13 protein-coding genes and 4 pseudogenes are annotated in these 18,515 nt (G+C 67.4%); 11 read left to right on the forward strand and 6 right to left on the reverse strand.

Annotation, left to right across the window (positions count from 1 at the left end):
- Nucleotides 1-54: 54 nt before the first annotated feature.
- On the reverse strand, nt 55-1,419 hold the full coding sequence (locus tag OG289_RS47795) for an MFS transporter (RefSeq protein ID WP_327320284.1): 1,365 nt from the start codon (nt 1,417-1,419) through the stop codon (nt 55-57).
- 230 nt (nt 1,420-1,649) lie between these two features.
- Between OG289_RS47795 and OG289_RS47800 the strand changes: the two are divergent.
- Nucleotides 1,650-2,297 (forward strand): annotated as a pseudogene (locus OG289_RS47800) (IS701 family transposase); the annotation flags it as partial.
- 77 nt (nt 2,298-2,374) lie between these two features.
- On the forward strand, nt 2,375-2,710 hold the full coding sequence (locus OG289_RS47805; RefSeq protein WP_327320285.1) for an ankyrin repeat domain-containing protein: 336 nt from the start codon (nt 2,375-2,377) through the stop codon (nt 2,708-2,710).
- On the opposite strand, the gene OG289_RS47810 is transcribed toward OG289_RS47805, so the two are convergent.
- A protein-coding gene (locus OG289_RS47810; RefSeq protein WP_327321020.1) for an IS5 family transposase occupies nt 2,682-3,481 on the reverse strand; the annotation gives its coding sequence in 2 pieces (ribosomal slippage) (nt 2,682-3,142 and nt 3,142-3,481; 801 coding nt in all). The genes OG289_RS47805 and OG289_RS47810 overlap by 29 nt on opposite strands.
- Before the next feature lie 464 nt (nt 3,482-3,945).
- Here OG289_RS47810 and OG289_RS47815 point away from each other — a divergent pair.
- The 3 genes from OG289_RS47815 (at nt 3,946) to OG289_RS47825 (ending at nt 7,574) form a co-directional block, all read left to right on the forward strand.
- On the forward strand, nt 3,946-5,283 hold the full coding sequence (locus OG289_RS47815; RefSeq protein WP_327320286.1) for a cytochrome P450: 1,338 nt from the start codon (nt 3,946-3,948) through the stop codon (nt 5,281-5,283).
- A 31-nt stretch (nt 5,284-5,314) separates the two neighbouring features.
- Nucleotides 5,315-6,310: a terpene synthase family protein gene (locus tag OG289_RS47820; protein WP_327320287.1), complete on the forward strand. Its 996-nt coding sequence runs from the start codon at nt 5,315-5,317 to the stop codon at nt 6,308-6,310.
- 64 nt (nt 6,311-6,374) lie between these two features.
- On the forward strand, nt 6,375-7,574 hold the full coding sequence (locus OG289_RS47825) for a cytochrome P450 (RefSeq protein WP_327320288.1): 1,200 nt from the start codon (nt 6,375-6,377) through the stop codon (nt 7,572-7,574).
- A gap of 570 nt (nt 7,575-8,144) precedes the next feature.
- Here OG289_RS47825 and OG289_RS47830 read toward each other — a convergent pair.
- A pseudogene (locus OG289_RS47830) lies at nt 8,145-8,857 on the reverse strand (helix-hairpin-helix domain-containing protein); the annotation flags it as partial.
- A 22-nt stretch (nt 8,858-8,879) separates the two neighbouring features.
- On the opposite strand from OG289_RS47830, the gene OG289_RS47835 reads away from it, so the two are divergent.
- Entirely contained in the window at nt 8,880-10,166 is a 1,287-nt protein-coding gene (locus OG289_RS47835; protein ID WP_327320289.1) for a hypothetical protein, read from the forward strand.
- 66 nt (nt 10,167-10,232) lie between these two features.
- Here the strand turns inward: OG289_RS47835 and OG289_RS47840 are convergent, their stop codons facing one another.
- Nucleotides 10,233-10,550, reverse strand: a complete 318-nt coding sequence (locus tag OG289_RS47840) for a hypothetical protein (protein WP_327320290.1) — start codon at nt 10,548-10,550, stop codon at nt 10,233-10,235.
- A 924-nt stretch (nt 10,551-11,474) separates the two neighbouring features.
- Nucleotides 11,475-11,822 carry a hypothetical protein gene (locus OG289_RS47845; protein WP_327320291.1) on the reverse strand — a complete coding sequence of 116 codons (348 nt, stop codon included), beginning with the start codon at nt 11,820-11,822 and terminating at the stop codon, nt 11,475-11,477.
- A gap of 568 nt (nt 11,823-12,390) precedes the next feature.
- On the opposite strand from OG289_RS47845, the gene OG289_RS47850 reads away from it, so the two are divergent.
- Both OG289_RS47850 and OG289_RS49930 read left to right on the forward strand, forming a co-directional pair.
- Nucleotides 12,391-12,789, forward strand: a complete 399-nt coding sequence (locus OG289_RS47850; protein ID WP_327320292.1) for a VOC family protein — start codon at nt 12,391-12,393, stop codon at nt 12,787-12,789.
- 779 nt (nt 12,790-13,568) lie between these two features.
- Nucleotides 13,569-13,775 (forward strand): annotated as a pseudogene (locus OG289_RS49930) (Mu transposase domain-containing protein); the annotation flags it as partial.
- An 840-nt stretch (nt 13,776-14,615) separates the two neighbouring features.
- Here OG289_RS49930 and OG289_RS47860 read toward each other — a convergent pair.
- Nucleotides 14,616-15,353: a VOC family protein gene (locus tag OG289_RS47860; RefSeq protein WP_327320294.1), complete on the reverse strand. Its 738-nt coding sequence runs from the start codon at nt 15,351-15,353 to the stop codon at nt 14,616-14,618.
- Between the two features lie 867 nt (nt 15,354-16,220).
- Here OG289_RS47860 and OG289_RS47865 point away from each other — a divergent pair.
- The 3 genes and pseudogenes from OG289_RS47865 (at nt 16,221) to OG289_RS47875 (ending at nt 18,472) form a co-directional block, all read left to right on the forward strand.
- Nucleotides 16,221-16,775: a hypothetical protein gene (locus tag OG289_RS47865; protein WP_327320295.1), complete on the forward strand. Its 555-nt coding sequence runs from the start codon at nt 16,221-16,223 to the stop codon at nt 16,773-16,775.
- 122 nt (nt 16,776-16,897) lie between these two features.
- Nucleotides 16,898-17,338: pseudogene (locus OG289_RS47870) on the forward strand (transposase); the annotation flags it as partial.
- A 378-nt stretch (nt 17,339-17,716) separates the two neighbouring features.
- Complete coding sequence (locus tag OG289_RS47875; protein ID WP_327321021.1) at nt 17,717-18,472, forward strand: class I SAM-dependent methyltransferase; 756 nt, start codon at nt 17,717-17,719, stop codon at nt 18,470-18,472.
- The last annotated feature ends 43 nt before the right edge of the window (nt 18,473-18,515 follow it).

Genomic DNA, 18,515 nt, shown 5'->3' on the forward strand with positions numbered 1-18,515 from the left:
ACAGCCACGAGGGCCCTTGGCCGGCCCTGGGCAGCGGTCCGCACATCATCTCGGTCATACGGCTACCCGGAGGTGGTCCGGCACGTCGTCGATGAGCTGCTGGACAGCACCCCTGAAGATCCATCCGATGGCCGCCCATGCCAGCACGGCCGCGAGGATGAAAGTGACCGCATTGCCCGTCATGGCGGCGACGGCGCCGCCAACGACAGGGCCGAGCGCGTTGGCTCCCCAGATGAACGGCAGCGCGACACCATTGACGCGTCCCATCGCCTCCACGGGCGTTGCCTTCTGGATGAGCGTGATGATGGCCACGTTCGTCAGCGGTCCGGTGAAGCTGGAGATGCCCTGCGACACCACGACGACCGCGAACGCGAACTGCTTGCCGCCCAGCATGGCGGCTGGCAGTAGCGCGAACGCGAGGCCGAGCAGCGCGTGCGTCAGTACGAGTGTGCGCCCCATTCCCAGCCGCCCGCTGATTCTCTGGGACAGTGCTGCGCCGACGAGGACCGGGACGCTGCCCAGGCTCAACGCCAGGCCGAGTTGCCCAGCGGAGAAGTGCAGATCCTGGTAGGCGTACACGATGATTATCGCGAGCGTGGACGAGACCGCCATGTTGCCGAAGGTCAGCGTCAGCGTGAGGGACCGCAGGACGCGGTTGCCAAGGGTCAGTGCGATGCTGCCCCGGATGTCCCGGAGCGTGGCGCCCAGGCCACGCTCGGCGGGCGCCGGCCGAGGCTCCTTCTCGCGGATGAACAGCAGCAACAGGGCGGCGAGGAAGTAGGACACCGCATCGGCTGCGACAGCGCGGGCGGCGCCGATCAGGCTCACCAGGCCGCCACCGGCCGACCTGCCCACTGTCATCGCAATCGACTTGCTCAGTTGGGTCTTGACGTTGCCCTCGACGAGGTCGGCACGGTCGAGGACCTGCGGGATGTATGCCTGATATGCCAGTTGGAAGACCACATCGAAGACACCCTTGAGTAACGCGGCAACATACAGGTGCGCCAGGGTGAGGTGGCCCAGGACGGCGGCCAGCGGCAGCGAGCCGAGGATGACGCAGCGGGCGACGTTGGCGAGTTGCATCAGCGGCCGTCGGCGCAGTCGGTCGGTGAAGACGCCCATGATCGGCGCGAGCAGTACGAACGGCAGCCACTGCAGTGCCATGAGCGCGCCGACCCCGACGGCGCCGGTGCCCAGGGCGAGGACCGCCAGCGACGGCAGCGCCACGACGCTGATCTCACTGCCCAGAAGGCTGATCGACTCCCCGGACCACAGGAGAAGGAATGGGCGGTTGCGCGCCAGGACCGACTTCGGACGGGTTGCGCCGATTTTTGGATCTTCGACAGCCCTCTGAGTGGAACGCCGCACGATTCCCCCCTCGCCGAGATCTGCGATGCGCTGGCAAATAGTCGACATCATGCGTGCTCACCCTTCGCGGAGCAAGCGCTTTCTGGCCGTGCTGTCCGGAAAAGGAGACCTTGCAGCCGTAAAGGCGCTGTCTTGCAGATCGTGATCACGCCGGTAAGGGCCGATGCAGGGATGGGTGCGGTCACCGTTGATCATCGTGAGTTGTGTGGACAAACGACGAGACGGTTGCCGGAGCCCACAGCGTAGATCCCGGCCGATGGCGGGAGGCCTTCGAGATAGCCATGGGCCAGATCGCAGGCAGGTTCGCACGGTACGAACCCCGGCTACGGGCGGGGCGGTTGGTACTCGGTCTGCTGTCCGACCTGCCGCGGAAGAACTGCTGGACGATCGCGGAGCGGGCCGGGGAAACCAGCCCACACGGCATGCAGCACCTATTGTCCCGCGCCGCCTGGGACGCTGACGCGGTCCGTGACGACCTACGCGAATACGTCGTCGAACACCTCCACGACGAGGCTGCGGTTCTAGTCGTCGACGAGACCGGTGACGTGAAGAAGGGCGCTCGCACCGTCGGGGTTCAGCGCCAGTACACCGGCACCGCCGGCAGGATCGAAAACTCCCAGGTCGCCGTCTATCTCGTCTACGCGGGCGCACGGGGACATGCGGCGGTGGACCGGGAGCTGTACATCCCGCGCTCGTGGACGTGCGACCCTGACCGCTGCCAGGCAGCAGGGCTCGGCGAGGACACCGTCTTCGCGACCGAGCCGGAACTGGCCCGCACGATGATCGAACGGTTCCTGGACGCCGGACACCAAGTGGACTGGGTCACCGGTGACGAGGTCTACGGCGGCAGCCCGAAACTGAGGGCGGCTCTGGAAGAGCGCGGCATCGGCTACGTCCTCGCGGTGGCCTGCTCGGTCGAAGTCCCCACTAAGACGTCATCTCAATTGGTGGGTAATTGTGTAGATAGTCGCTGGCAGACGTGTTGTGGTGGCGGTTGAATGCCTTGGTGAGCGACTACTGGACACCCGCGCATCACGCGGTCGAGCACGAGGATGCGGAGACCTTGGCCCGGTTGCTGGCCGACGGTGCCGATCCTGATGAGGTCTTCAGCAACATGACGCTGCTGACGCACGCAATCGACGCCGAGGGCGATGGCTCCCTGCAGAGCGGTCAACCGTTGACCGTGCACACCACTGCTGTACTGCTGGCCTTCGGGGCTGACCCGGAGCTCGCCGATCCAGACGGTCGTACCCCCATGGACATGGCCAAGCACTACGGCCACCACTTGGCGGTGAAGCTGCTGCGGGCCCACATCAGCGGCCGAGCCGCCGGTAACAGATGAGGGTGCAGGCGATACTTGTGAAGGCGAGGAAGTGCTCGGCCTTGCGCTCATATCGACGGTGGAGACGGCGGCAGCCGGCGAGCCAGGACATGGTGCGTTCGATCGTCCAACGGTGACGTCCCAGCCGCTGGGAGGTCTCAACTCCCTTGCGGGCGATGCGGTGCCGGATGCCTCGGCAGCTTAACCATCGCCGCAGATGGGCATAGTCGTAGCCCTTGTCGGCATGGAGCTTGCCGGGCTTGCGACGCCGGGGGCCCCGGCGGGACCGGACCGGCGGTATGCCCTTCACGAGCGGGATCAGGGCCTGGCTGTCATGGACGTTGGCACCCGAGATCCCCACGGACAGGGGCAGACCGGTCCGCTCGGTAATCAAGTGGATCTTTGAGCCGTACTTGCCCCGGTCTACAGGATTCGGACCTGTCAGATCCCCCTTTTCAGGGCGCGCATGTTCACCGAGTCGATCGCACACCGCGACCAGTCCAGTTCGCTACGGGACCCGAGCTCGTCAAGCACCAGGCGGTGGAGCTTGGCCCACACCCTGGCCTTCGTCCACTCGGTGAAGCGTCGGTGAGCCGTCGCGCCGGACGGCCCGAACGACGCGGTCGGCAACTGCTGCCACGTGCATCCCGAGGTCGCCACGAAGACGATCGCGGCCAGCACTTCGCGGTCGCCATGCCTCCGCCGGCCCCCACCCTGGGGCCGCGACGGCGCCTCCGGAACCACCCGCTGGAACAGCTCCCACAACTCATCCGGCACCAGCCGCTCAACGATCCTCACCACGACCGCCAGCTTACCCAGCCAAATGAGATGACTTCTAAGCCAACCGTGCGACTTCCCGCAGCCCCTCCACGCGCACACGGGCAGCCGCCTCCGCTCCTTCAGCGTCCCCGGCACCGACGCCACCGCGCACCCTCAACCATCAAGCGGACACAAGACGCTCTTGCGGGTCAGACGCCGGGTCATCATGGTGATGAGTGGCCAGTTCAGGTGGGCTTCGGAGTGCTGGGGCCGTCCGTAGTAGCACGCCCGACGACTCCGGTCTGAATTCCGAAGGAATTCACATTCTTCGGCTCAAAACACTCCGGCCGTGCATTTTCAGCCGGACCCTTGACCTCTCCGGAGGTGGCGGACGATGATCACGGGGCACCGCGGACGAGCGAACTTTCCGAAGACGAGCGACTTTTCGAGCTCACATTTCAGGGAGGTGTAGGGCTGTGCGTTCCATCACCGCTCCAGTGGAGGCCCCGATTGCGTCGGGCCGCTTTCCCTTACTCGGCCACGTGCCGCAGTTGGCCGTCAAGCGGGTGGACTTCCTGCAATCAGTCAGGGCGCAGGGCGACATCGTCAGGATATTCCTCGGGAATCGGCCGGTGTTCGTCCTGAACTCACCTGAAGCCGTCCACGACGTTCTCGTGACGCAGAGCAGGAGGTTCGGCAAAGGGCTGCTGTTCGACATCGCGCGGCCATTTATCGGGAACGGCATCATCACGTCCGAGCGGGATTTCCACCGGCGTCAACGGCGCGCGCTCCAGCCCGCTTTCCACCGTGAAAGCATCGCCGCGTGCGTCGGCACGATGACCGACATCGCCGAGGAACAGGTGTCGGCATGGAGCCCGGGCGAGGTGATCGCCATGGATCTGGCGATGCGTCGGATGATGACGGTCATGCTCGTCGCGACCCTGTTCAGTACCGAGCGCCCGGACGGCGCCGCGGCCGTGGCCCAGCTGGGGGAGCGGGTCGCCGAGCATCTGACCACGGTGATGCGCGGGGTCTTCGTGGGCACCGTCCTGCCCGCGCCGATCGCGTCCTCGCCCGCGCTGGGCCACCGTAAGTACCTGTCCGCGGCCGCAGCGCTGCGCGAACTCGCGGACACCGCTGTCCGGCAGGCTCGGCAGTATCCCACCGACCGCGGCGACCTGCTGTCGATCATGTTCGCCGGCACCCCCGGGAATCCGCAGGGGATGACCGACGTGGAGGCCCGTGACGAGCTGCTGTCCCTGCTCATGGCCGGTGCCGAAACCACGTCGACCACCCTGTCCTGGGCGCTCCACGAACTCGGCCGGCGACCGGAGATCACCGATCGGATCAGGGTCGAGTGCGATGCGCTACCCGCTGGCGTCCTGCCCAGCGCAGCTACGCTTCCCTTCACCGACCGGTTCCTCCGGGAGGTGCTCCGCCTGCACCAGCCCAGCTGGCTGCTCATGCGGCGCGCCCTGGAGGCGGTGCGGGTCTGCGGTGTCGAGCTCCCGCAGGGGGCCGAGCTGATCTACAGCGCGGTGACGATACACCGGGACCCGGCCTACTTCCCGGATCCCCTGCGATTCGACCCGGACCGGTGGCTCAGCCGTACCGAGAAGGATCTTCCACCGGGCGCCTACGTTCCGTTCGCCCTCGGCAACCGGAAGTGCATCGGGGACCACTTCGCGATGACCGAGATGCTGGTCGTCCTCCGCTCGATCGTCTCGCGCTGGCGACCGCAGCCGGTCGAGGGGCGCCGGGTCCGGCCGGTGGTCCAAGCGCTGATCCGGCCCAATGCGCTGCCCATGCGCGTCTCACCCTGGCCGGCCCGTTGAAACGGACCCGCTTCTGGAGGTGCGACACACCATGACATCGACGGCAGGGCCGTCCGTGCCCGTGCTGGTGACCGAGGCCAACCCTGGGCCCCCGGCCCCGGTTCTCGTCCCTTTTCCCCGCCGGATCAGTCCGGACTTCCGAGCCGCTCACGACCGCCACCTCGCCTGGCCGAAGTCCTTCGGCTTCCTGTCCTCGGAAGCGGAGGAGGCCCACCACCTCAAGGGCCAGTTCCCGCTGATCGCGGCCATGTTCTATCCGAACGCGACCGGAAACGAACTGGACCTCGGAGTCGACCAGCAGACCTGGTACTTCCTGTTCGACGACGCGCTCGACGAACAGTGGGGCCGGTCGCCCGAGAGGGTCCGCCACCTCGTCGAACTCGTCAAGGAGGGCACCACCGGCGAGGCGTCCCCGTTGCCCCTGGCCAGTGCCTTCGCCGACATGCGACGACGCAGCTGCCAGGACATGCCCGAGGACTGGCTCCAGCGATCGGCAGCCCACTGGTCCTCCTACCTCGACCACCACGTCCACGAGGCGCGCAGCCGGCAGGCCGACACCCCCATGTCCCTGAGTACGTACCTGCGCGTCCGGCGCCACACCATCGGCGTGGCACCGGTCATCGACCTCGCCGAGCGCTTGTCTTCGTGCGTCCTCCCGGACCACCTGTACGCGCTACCGCACCTGTCGATCATGCGCGAGATGACGAAGACGTTCATCATCTGCGACAACGACGTCGTCTCCCTGGACAAGGACGCGGCACTGGGGGAGCAGAACAACCTCGTGCTCTGCCTGGAACGGGAACACGGGCTCTCCCGGCCGGAAGCGATCGAGAGGGCCCTCCGCCGCCAGAGCGAAGCCCTGGAACTGTTCACCAGCGCCCACCGCGCCCTTCTGGGCGCAACGGCGACGAGCCACCTCGACCCGGCCGAACGCCACCTGCTGCAGCGCTACTGCACGGAGGCATTGCAGACCACCATCCGCGGCGCCTACGACTGGCACCACGCCTCCACCCGGTACCGCGTTTAGGCCGGCGCTCGCCACCACGACAAGACGGCGTTCCCAGGATCGACACAGCTGAGGAGCATGCACCATGCCCAATCACCGCTCAGCGTCCTTCGTAGCCTCCGAACGGGACCGGACCTGCCCGTTCGCCCCGTCGCCGGACCTCCTGCGCATGCGCGAGGAGGACGGCCTGCCGCGGCTGCGCGTCTTCCACCCGGTGCGCGGCGAGATCGAAGCCGTTGTCATCACCAGGTACGGCGATGTCCGGGCCGCCTTCGCGGACGAGCGCCTGGTGACGGGCAACGGCATCGACCCGACGCTGCCGCGCACCCTGTACAACCACCCGGGCTTCCTGCCTGCCTACAGCGGTCCGGACCACACCCGCCTGCGCCGCATGCTCACCGGCAGCTTCACCGTCCGCCAGGTCGAGCAACTGCGGCCCGCGATTGAGACGATGGTCTCCGACCACCTCGACGCCATGGTGGAACACGGACCTGTCGTCGACCTGGTCGAGGCGTTCGCCCTGCCCATCCCCTCACTGGCGATCTGTGAACTGCTCGACGTCCCGTACGGGACACGGTCCATGTTCCAGCGCTGTTCCCAGGTGATCGTGGACGGGACGGCCGAAGCCGACCAACTGGTGGCCGCATCGGCCGAGCTGAACGCGGCCATGGCGGACATCGTCAACCGCAACCGGGCCACCCCCGGGGACGGAGTGCTGGGCTCTGTGGTCCGGCAGCATGGCGCGGAGCTCACCGACGACGAACTCATCGGATTCGGAACCACCCTCCTCGTCGGCGGATACGAGACCACGGCGACCATGCTTGCCCTGAGCGTGCTGGTCCTGCTCCGCAATCCGGACCAACTCGCCGCCCTCCGCGACGACCCCACGGTCACCGGCACCGCCGTGGAGGAACTCCTGCGCCATCTCGCCATTGCCGCGCCGCTCCTGCGCACGGCCGTGGCCGACGTCGACATCAACGGCAACAGGATCGCCGCGGGCGAGCACGTACTGCTTTCTCCCCTGACCGCGAACCACGACCCCGACCTCGTCCCCGAGCGCCCCGACGACCTCCACCTCCGCCGCCGCCCGGTCGCCCAGCTGTCCTTCGGCTTCGGCGCCCACCAGTGCCTCGGCCAGCAACTGGCCCGACTGGAACTGAAAATCGCTCTGCCGGCCCTGCTCCGCCGCCTCCCCACCCTCCGACTCGCCGTCCCCGAAGCCGCCCTCCGCTTCCGTCAGGGCTCAACGGTCTACGGCGTCGAGGCACTCCCGGTCACCTGGTGACCGGTCGGCCGGCGCGTCCCGAAAGGCCCACCGCGTGACCAGCTCAATGATCGAGGGGAAGCGAGCCGACTCCGCCCGCCGCCGCGAACGCGTCCTCCAGCCCTCGATGCAGCCCTGCGTGGCGGTGATGACATCACAAGGACCCAGTGCGGACGAAGCGGCACACTGCGGTCTGCGAGAGTCAGGTCACCCTCGGCCGCGCAGCAGGCCATCGTCACCGACCGGACCACGGCCCTGGCCACCTCCACCTCGCCTGAAGGGGCGGCTGTTGGACTGTCGCGTCGAACGGTGTCCCCGGTGGGCCCGCCAGTGGTGAGCACGCGAAAGCCCCGGCTGGACGGGGGGAGACCAGCCGGGGCCGTAAGGCGGTGACGGGCGGAGGGCGGTCGCCTCTCGGCGGAAGGCTCCATGGGGCTTCAGCCGGACGATCGTCCCCATGGGCTATAGGTGAGGCCCGGGGACACTGTCCCCTCCACCAGCCACGTATAGGTGAACGGTCAACTTTCTCGGGTTGTTCCCGCTCGGTCCCGACTGCCGGTGTGAGCTGAGGAACATCCCTTGCTGGAGGCCTCAGTTGAGGAAGTCGGCGACCAGGGCGGCGAGGTCGTCCGGGGTGGCCAGGCGGATACCGAAGATCTCAGCCTTGGCCCGCTTGGATCCTTCCGCCGTCTCCGGCGACGACGAGGACGGTCTTCTTGGAGACGCTGGAGGAGGAGCGGCCGCCGGCGTGTTCGATGAGCGCGTTCATCCGGTTTCTCGACTGGGCTTCTCCAGGAGGCCGGTCATCGCGCCGGTGACGACATGGTCATCCCGGCCGGGGGCCCGCCCGCATGCTCGGTGTTCTCTTCGTGGTCACCGGCGTCGCCGTCGTACGAGGTGGGCCGGATGGCACCTGGCTCGGTCATGTTCACCCCGGCGGCGGCGAGTTGGTCGATGAGCGGCGGCGAGTTCGGCGAGTTCGGCGACGAACGGGGGGTCTTCTCGGTGCCGATGCCGTCGACCTGCTGCATCGTTTCCGTGTCGGCGGCGCGGATGTGTCCAAGGTGGCGAAGTGCCGGGCGATGTGGCGGGACATGGAGCGGCCGGTGCCGCGGACCCGAGTGCGCACAGCACCTGCGACAGCAGCTGCTCCTTGGCCGCAGCGATGGCGGTGATGAGGTTGCCAGTGCTGGTTGCGCCCACCCCTCCAGCACCAGGGACTGTGCCCGGGTGAGGGCGAACAGGTGGGCGAGACGGGCGACGAGACCGGCGTCGACGAGTTGGACGATGCGGGTGGCCCCGAGGCTTCGATGTCGTGAGCTTCGGTTGCCCGGCAACCTACTGCGCGACTTCGCCCCCTTCCTGATCGATCAGTCGATGTGGCCGACCGGCCCAACCGTCTCTTGCCGAAGGGGATCGTTGTTCCGCCGCAACGCAGTCCGGGCCATATGCGTCGGGCTTGTCGTGCTGCCCCTGCTGGGAACGGTGGCAGGCGCGTCGGCCGAGGTGGCGAGCCCGAAACCGGCCGGCAGCCCGTCCGCAACGGTCCGCCTGGAGTACTACGTACCTCAGGGCAGGATCCTGGAGGCAGGTGACGCACTGTGGTTCAGCATCCAGGGAATGCCATCGGGATGGGACACGGCGAAGGTCACCTCCCCGGCCCTGGAAGGCCCGATCATCCTGGCTCCCGTGAAAAAGGGGGCGACGCAGTCGGTCCAGGTCGACCAGGCGGGAACAGAGCACCGCATCCGTTCGGGTCTGCCCGCCGGCACCTATCCGGTCACCGCGACCAGTCACGGCCGTACCGTCGCCACGGCGCGACTCAAGGTCGCGGCCGAGGGCTCGGCCGAGATCAGCCGGTTCGTCATCGGGCCGAGAGACGCGTTCCCCAGCAGCGACACACCCGCCCGCGTGCGGCCCGGCAGTGAGGTCCGGGTGGTCCTCACGGACCTGCGGGCCGCACCGAAAGAGGAATCGCTGACGGTCACATCACCCATCTTCAACGGTTCTTTGACCATCGAAACGGGCAGCCTGGACGACCCCGGGTGCAAGTGCGACGACGGCGGCACTGTCTATGCGGGCCATACCCGTCTGCGCGACGACGTGCCCAAGGGCCGCTACACGCTCACCGTGGTCAGCCACCATGGGCAGCAGACAGCCAAACAGCACGTCACGGTGGCCGGCGAGCCCGTCGCACACGGCCCTTCCTGGTCGATCACCGCTGCCGCCGCGGCCGGCGGCCTGGCCCTCACCATCGGGGCCGCACTCGTGGTACGCCGCCGCTCACGCGAGACTGCCACGACCGCCAAGCTTGAAGATCAAGCTAGAGGGGGCGACGTGGCAGGCCGCGGCTCGCCCCTCAGCAGGCAACCCCCGGTGCCGCCGAACGGCAAGCCTCGGCGCTGGAACATGGCAACCAGCTCTTCGGCGCGACCGTCGCGGCCGACTACCTGCACGCCAGTGGCCTGCCCGTACGGTTCACCGCCTAGGAGGCCCCGACCTCGAGGAGCAGGCGCCGGCCGGGCATCTGGACGTGCGCGCCCTGGCCACGGGCCTGAAGGGAGCGGACCGAGCGCAGCTGAGCAGAGGCTCCGTCCAGCGAGAGGCTGCTGATCACCACAGCTGCCGCCCTGTGTGTGCCGGCCCGGGCCCTCGGCGTGCAGGAGGTCGGGCGTGGAGTCATCGGGGGTGGTGCAGCCAGCGCTGGAGTGCGGCGTTGACGCTGCCGGAAAGGGCGCTGAGCTGGTCGATGGCGTCGCGGTCTCCGGGGTATGGCGGAATTCCGGCCGCGGTCAGCGCGGCGTGCAGGTCGATGCGTCGTTGGTCGCGCGGGGCGATGGTGAGGCTGAGGCGCTTGACGGGGTTCGGCGGCGGCAGCAGGTAGTCCGTGTCCTGGTTCGAGTCGGCTGGGTCCGGCCAGAGGACTTCGGCCTCATCGACGGCATAGGGGTCGACGAAGGCGCGGGGGGCGCTGTGTTCGGGGACGGTGGTCGTCACTTCGGTCTCCTCACCGGCTTCTTGCAGTTCTGCCGGACATGAGGCAAGCGGAGCCCGCGCCGGTTGCGGTCACGGCCGTACATCACGCTGACGGCGTCATCGGCGGTTCATCCGCTGATCCGACCAGCAGTCCAAGGCAGAGCTCCCCTACCGCATCCCCGAGCCGTGCCCCAGGAGTTCACACGGTTCGGCGGCGGAGGGGAGAGAGCGAGAGCACGATGGCGCCCCGGCCCAGGGCGTCCCTTTCGAGGTGCGGCGACGGAGTGCCGGCCTGCACGAGACGGTGACGGCCCGGGCGTGGGCCCGCGAGCAGGAGTGGGAGCAGGTCAGGGGCAGGAATGCGGTGGCCGCCAAGGCCCGCCCCATACCCCCAACAACGATCTGGGCACGGGCGGTCACATGAGCGGCCGCCCAGGTCCCAGCGGCACCCGGGCGCAGTGCACAGGTTCTGTGCCCACAGTGGGGGCCGGCTCCTCATAGCACTCGATCAGCAGGTCACCGCGTAGGTCGTCGAGTTCGCTCCGGGCCTCCTGCAGGAACTTGGTGGCCCACGCTTCCAGGGACGAGTCCCTCAACGCCCCATTAGGTACCTGGCTGAACTCCGGTCCGCCCAGTCCCTTCCACCCGGCCCACGGCTCAGCGACTGTGCGAATGCGCAGGCGCTACCAGTAGGGCTGCCAATAGGGCTTCTTCATCACGACTCCGCTCCAGCCATCATTCAACGCCCTCGTGGCTACGTTTTGCCCCTCCCTCGGTCAACGCGGCAACCTCGTCATTTTGCCGAGCACACGATCGCCTGGACAGGTCCTACGCGGCAGCGAGTTGGAGGAGTTCCGGCGACGCCCTGGGCGCGGCTGTGGGGGTGGAAGCGGGGGAGAAGGTCGTCGACGAGGCTGACGCAGCGGGGTGCGCCGATACGGCGGGTCAGGAGCAGGGACTGGGTGGCGGCGGCTGCGGCGGGCTCGGTTCCTTCAGGTCGAGGAAGCTGGCGGCGCGGTAGGCGAGGAACATCCCGCGGGTCTTGTCCCGGGCCGTGGGCAGCAGGCGTTCGCCCTCGGCGATGAGCTGGCGGGCGACGCCGGTGTCACCGAGGTCAACCAGCGCCTGGCCGGGGTCCAGGGCGAGATCGGCCTCGGACACCCAGGCACACCAGGCGGGCCGGTCGTCGCCGGCGTCGCTGAGGTGCTGCTCGGCCGCGGAGAGCGCGCGCAGGACGGCACGCGGTTGCCTCTTGTCGCCCTGCTCGGCGGGGGCCCCTATCTCCTTGGTCAAGGTGGATGGGTGCTGCTTCAGGGCGTCTGGAACGATGTGCCCCGTGGATGTCGATGATCAGACGGTGGCAGTGGGCGGGGACGGACCGGAGTGGACGGGTGTAGTGAGCCAGCGCCTCCGTTGCTGCGTCTGTGGTGGGCCGACTGATGGCTCCGAGGATTACGTGCTCGTCGAATTGACGGCACAGTTCGCTGGCACTCGCCAATGGCTGGGTGCGCATGCGGAGCACCTGAATTCCGTCCTTGCAGAGGGTTTCTCCGTGGAGGTTCACAAGATGTAGGGGTTTCGCTCGCAGACGGGACTGGTTGCCTTCAGCCCGCTCCGGATGGCTGGGGTTCGTAGAAGGTTCCGTCGCGGAGCATGGCGAAGAGGACGTCGGCCCGACGGCGGGCAAGGCAGAGCAGGGCCGATATCGGCTGTGCGTTTCCAGCTCAGCCGTGCGCGTAAGTGTCAGATCACCAAGACGATGGTGGTTGGCAGTGTCCGTGGGGCCGGTGTCAGAGGCAGGTCCTAGCCTCGTCCTCGAGGGACCTAACACCTGTACCCGGAGGGCAGCACCATGGCTTCGATGCCACAGAAGATCACAACTTTCCTGATGTTCGAGGGCAGGGCGGAGGAGGCGCTGACCTTCTACATGTCGCTGTTCGAGGACGCCGAGGTTGTTGAAATCTCCCGCTACGGCGCCGACGGCCCCGGCGAGGCGGGCACGGTCCAGCGCGCCACGTTCTCGCTCGCCGGACAGCGGTTCATGTGCATCGACAGCTATGTCAAGCACGCCTTCGGGTTCACCCCGGCGGTGTCACTGTTCGTCGAGTGCGACACCGAGGCCGAGCTCGACCGTCTCTATGGTGCCCTCGCTGAACAGGGCACGGAGCTCATGCCGCTGGGCTCGTACGGCTTCAGTGCCAAGTTCGGCTGGGTGAACGACCGCTTCGGCGTCTCCTGGCAGCTGAACCTGCAGGAGTGACAGTGGTGCGGCGCAGAATCCAGAACGGAAGACCGTAAGCGGCTGTCAGTCAATAGCCACATAACGTCACCGCTGCTCTGATCAGCCGGGTTTGCTCGGACAGTGCTCATGATCACGCGGAGTTGCTCACCAAACTGTGGATCCTGAATGAGCGAGGCGAACCGTGCGGCAGTCAGGTCAGCTCGGTCAACACGGTGGCCATGGAGTCATAGGTGCTGCCTACGCCGTCGGTGTTGTTGATCCAGCCCGGCATGGAGGCCGAGGTCGACTTCGGTGACGTGACCATCCGGCTCGCCGGCGAGCTTGTGACCTGCTACTTGTTCTCCTTCCGCTATTCCTGCTCGGGCAAGGCCGTCCACCGTGTCTTCGCGTCCTGCGGCCAGGAGGCCTTCTTCGAAGGGCAAGTTCACGCGCTACGGACGCTGGGCGGGGTCCCACGGAGCAAGGTCCGATACGACAACCTCAAGGCCGCCGTCGCCCGGGTGCTGGGGCTGAGCCGGGCCAGGGTGGAAGCCGACCGGTGGATCGCCTTCAGGTCGCACTTCGCGATCGAGAGCTTCTACTGTCGGCCGGGCATCGAGGGCGCCCACGAGAAGGGCGGAGTGGAGGGCCAAATCGGCTTCTTCCGCCGCAACCACTTCACCCCGGTGCCCGAGGTCGACTGGCTGGCCGAGCCGAACGAACTGGTCGATCAGTGGGATCTGCAGGATGGACGGCGCCGGATCGGTTCGCGGCCCCGAATGATTGATGAGTACTTCCAGGTCGAGCGGCCCCTGCTGATGCCGCTGCCGGAGGAGCCTTTCGAGACGGGCCGGCTCTTCACTCCCAGGGTCGACCGCTACAGCCAGATCGCGGTCCGCACGAACCGATACTCGGTACCGGTCCGCCTGATCGGCAAGCGGGTCCGGGTGGTGCTGCACGCCTCCCACCTGGTGGTTTACGACAGGAACGTGGAAGTCGCACGGCACGAGCGGCTGATCGCGAAGGGCGGCTGCCGCCTGGATCTGGACCACTACCTCGAAGCCCTGATCCGCAAACCGGGTGCCTTCCCCGGCGCTACCGCGCTCGAACAGGCCCGCTCAGCAGGCAAGTTCACCCCGGTCCATGACGCCTGGTGGGCCGCGGCGGTCAAGGCTCACGGAGACACCTCCGGCACGAGGGCACTGATCGAGGTGCTGCTGCTGGGCCGCCACGTCGCTCACGAGCACCTGGTCGCCGGTCTGGCCACCGCCCTGCAGGCCGGGGCACTGACCGCGGACGCGGTCGCTCTGGAGGCCCGCAAGGCCGCGCAGGCGGAGGACGAGCCGTCCGGACCCGCTTCGCTGGCCGGATCGGCCGGTGAGGCGACGGTGACGTTTCTGCACGAGTGGCGGCTCGCGCATCTTCCCCCCGGCACCAGGCTGCTGCCCTCGGTGACCCACTACGACCAACTGCTCCGACGCTGTCGCACCAGCAGCGGTGAACACCGCGAGGGAGAAGCACAGTTCCAAGTCCTCACCGAACGCGAGGAGAAGAATAGCGTCGCCGTCGCCTCGAACGAGTCCTACTCGATGGTCCCCGTGCCACAAGGGCGGGCCGCCCGATGGACAGCCAGTTCCAGGGGCGGGGAAGAACTGTCCAGGGTGGCCGAAAGCCAGCGCGTAGCGCCGTCGTAGGAGCCGGGGCCGTCGTAGGCACCGGTGCCTACGACGGCCCGCTCGTGGCCTTCCTGGCGTCCACTGACGCGCGCTGGATCACCCGGGGACACCATCCCCTCTCCGGCGGCTGCGCTGACGCCACGCGGTCTTCGCCGCTGACCCGAAAACGGCCGGAGCCGTTGCTCAAGGTCAGCGAGGGGTGAGGAGGCAGAACTCGTTGCCTTCCGGATCGGCCAGAACCGTCCAGGAGATTGCGGACTGGTCGATACCAGGGTCGGTGGCGCCCAGAGCGCGCAGTCGGGCTTCCTCTGCTCCCAGGTCGTCACCGGGGTAGGGGCACACGTCGAGGTGGACGCGGTTCCACACGCTCTTGGTGTCGGGGGTGCGGAGGAACTCCAGGTAGGGGCCGACGCCCTTGGCGGAACGCATGGCCGCGCGGTCGTCGGCGACCTCGTGCAGCGTCCAGTCCATCGTCTCGCCCCAGAACCGGGCCATCCCTCGTGGGTCGGTGCAGTCGACCACCACCGCAGCGATCGGCCCGGTGTCCCGGTAGATCGGACGGGGCTCCAGGACGCAGAACTCGTTGCCCTCCGGGTCGGCCATGACCGTCCAGGGGACGTCACCCTGACCCACGTCGGCGAGCGTCGCGCCGAGATCCTTCAGGCGCGCGACCAACTCCGCCTGATGGGCGGTCGAGGTGGTGGCCAGATCAAGGTGCACCCGGTTCTTCACCGTTTTGGGTTCCGGGCGGGCGACGATGTCGATGCAGACGGCCACGGGGTCGGGGTAGACGAAGCCCACGGGTTCGAGGTTGGTCACGCCGGGTGCCTCGCTGTCGACACCCCAACCGAGTGCCTCCGCCCAGAACCGGCCGAGCACGGAGTCGTCCCGGGCCTTCATATTAATCTGCACGAGTCTTGTTGCCATGTCTCAGATCCTAGAAGCTGCGCCGGTCCGGACCGCCGTGATCAGACATGTGCTCGACCCGGTGCTGACCATGGTCGCCCCTTTCGGCGTCGCCGCGGCCAGCCGGTAGGAGTTCCTCGAACAACTCGGCCAACGGTTCGCGAACCAGCCCGGATCATCGGCCGAGGTTCAAAACCAGTATCCCGTCCCATTGAGGCGATCTCGGTCGTCGGGTGACGTCATTTCTGGTGAACATCCGCAGCACTCAAGATCGCCAGCTGCTGCCCAAACCGCTGACCAATCGCTGCTACTTCACGTGAACGGAGCCATCGGCCGTGACGGACTACTGGAAAGCATCGGTCTTGTCTTGCGGGGGGTGGGTTGGAAGTCCACGAGGCTCCTTGTACGGTCAGCCCCCTGCCACAGAAACACGGAGAGAAGGTGCACTTCGGAGAGCACGAGGTCGACGTCTCCCCGCTCGGCGGGGCGAGGTCTTCGTCAAGCGCGAGTACCCTGTCGCAGCGGGACGCACCGATCGCATAGGGATGTGAGACAGGGGTGCGAGCAGAAGGTTCGGGCCCCATGGCTGAGCGTGTCATCGTGCGCCGAATCGCTTCCGCCATCGTGTCCCTGGCCGCGCTCGGGACTGCGGCGGGGCCGGTGTGGGCGCGGCCCCAGCCGGCGTCGGGGGATCAGACCGCTTTACGTGCCGAGGCTGCAACGGCGTCCGTCGAGGGCAGCACCCGGAGGGAGACCGGCGGATCGCTGGCCACCGGCCACCGGAGCCAGCCGATGCAATGGCCCGGGACCACCGCTACCCGCGTGTTGCCCACCACCACGGTCCACGGCGTAGACCTGCCGTCCCCTGGCAGGGACCTCCCCGTCGGTATGTCCCAGCCGTCGCCGCCGGCCGACTACACCCCCGTCACCGATACGATCAAGGGCAGGGTGGGGGACACCGTCGTGGTCCGGCTCGGTGTGTCGAACCTGGGCCCCGGTTCCCCCAACGGAGGAGTCCTCGGATCCTTCGCGGTGGTGCCGCCACCCGGGACCACGATCACGTCCATTCCCTGGGAAGGGGACGACGACGATCGGAGATACTCATGCCGGCCACCACAGGACACGGACAACTACTTTTTCTGGTGCGACCTCTCCGAGCGGCGTGCTCCATCGCCCGGGTTCTCGACCACCATCGGTTTCCGCATCCGCATCGACAAGCGGATCCCCGGCGCCAAGGGATCCATCACGGTGTACGGTCCGAACGACCCCGTACCCGGCAACGACCGCGACGCGATCCCCGTCGAGGCCGCACCCGCGCCGCTCTGGCGGTGGCGGAATCCGCTCTGGCACTGGCAGCATTGGGCGCCGGCGGCGGGGGTGCTGGTCCTTGTGGCCCCGGCGGGCAGATGGTTCGTCAGGAGGCGGCGAGAGGGCAGGCCCTAGCCTCGCGCTTTCATGAAGCTTGGTGTCCGACGGGTGGTCAGACAAACGAAAAGTGCCTCTGACCAGCAAGAATGAGGATTGTCGAGGTCCTTGTTCCTGCCACCGCCGGAGGCACTTCCCAGGTGAAGAAGCGTATCGGGTTCTACCCACGTGTCCGCGTCGAGGGTGGTGGCCGGGCGGTGGTCTCGCAGGCGGGAGGTGTCCTGCTGGTGGAGACGGCCCGTAAGACCGGGCTGGACCAGGCGATATCTGCGGCTCTGGCGCCGTGGCGCAAGTCGCGGGCGGTGCACGATCCGGGAAAGATCCTGCTGGATGTCGCCCTCGCGACGGCTCTGGGCGGGGACTGCCTCGCCGATGTCGCCATGCTGCGGGCCGAGCCCGACGTGTTCGGCCCGGTGGCGTCCGACCCCACGGTCTCCCGGCTCATCGACGCCCTCGCCGCAGCCGGACCCAAGGCGCTCACCGCGATCCGCACGGCGCGAGCCGAAGTACGGTCGCGGGTCTGGGAGTTGGCCGGTGAAGACAGTCCGGCCGCCAGTGGCCAGGTGATCGTGGCCCTGGACCGACGAGATCATCCGGGCAACCGACTGGCTCAACGCCTTGCCGAGCCCCGGCTGACCAGCCACACCGACCGCCCCAACGATCCGCACCACCACACCGGGAAAGTGGAAACTCGGCGCCCACCCGACGCGACAACCGGGCCGTCAACCTGCCCCAGCCCCGAAAAGACCGCACCTCGCAAACACAGAGTCCCCGTCAGCACACCGACGAGGACTCATGAACGATCGAGGCTGACCAGCCGGTGACATCCACTCAGACGGACAACTGACAACCCACAAACACCGTCAGAGCCATCCTTGCGAAAACCATTGGTGCCCGGCTTGCTCCGCTGATGGACTGACGTCCTACCGTGAGTCTGCCGCGTGACGGAGGTAGTGGTTGTGACAGGCTATGACGTGCTTGCCGAGGTGTACGAATGGCTCATCTCGGATGCAAAGTTGCCTCCAGCCGAGTTCACTGCGTCGTTCGACGACGTCCTCAATCTCCTGCCGTCGAACGCTCACGTCCTCGACTGTTCGTGCGGAACCGGACAGTTGGCGGTTGGCCTCGCCGGTCGTGGCATGCAGGTTGTCGCAACTGACGCCAGCGAGGCGATGGTTCGTCGGACTGCAGAGTTGTCTGAGGAGTTCGGGGCATCCGTCCGGGCCGTACGGGCGAACTGGGAAGAGTTGCCCGACCATTTCCAGGACAACACGTTCGACATGGTGTTCTGCGTTGGCAACTCGCTTCACCATGCCGCGGGCGCGACAGGCAGGGGTGCTGCCCTGGAGTCGATGTCACGGCTTCTGCGCCCCGGCGGGCGCTTGGTACTCACATCCCGCACTTGGGAACTCGTGAGGGCCAGAGGTTCCCGGCTGGAGATCAGTGACCGACTCGTCCGCCGGAACGGTCGCGATGCCGTCGTGGTCTACCGCTGGGAGATTGCGCCGCATTGGGAGGAGGAGCACCACATCGAGATTGCGATCGCGCAAGTTGATGCGACCGGGTTGGTTCTTGTCCGCTCGGAACTGCTGTCCTGCTGGCCCTACCGGTACGAGGAACTCGAAGTCGAGCTGCACCGGGTCGGACTCCAAACGGAACTGAGCACGTTCGATCTTGAGGCCGAGAACTACATGGTGGTCGCGAGCAAGGTATAAACACCGGACTCTCAGTCCCTGGCCGGACCGCGCGGTTGCTCGC

Source organism: Streptomyces sp. NBC_01235 (genome assembly GCF_035989285.1).
Lineage (GTDB): Bacteria > Actinomycetota > Actinomycetes > Streptomycetales > Streptomycetaceae > Streptomyces.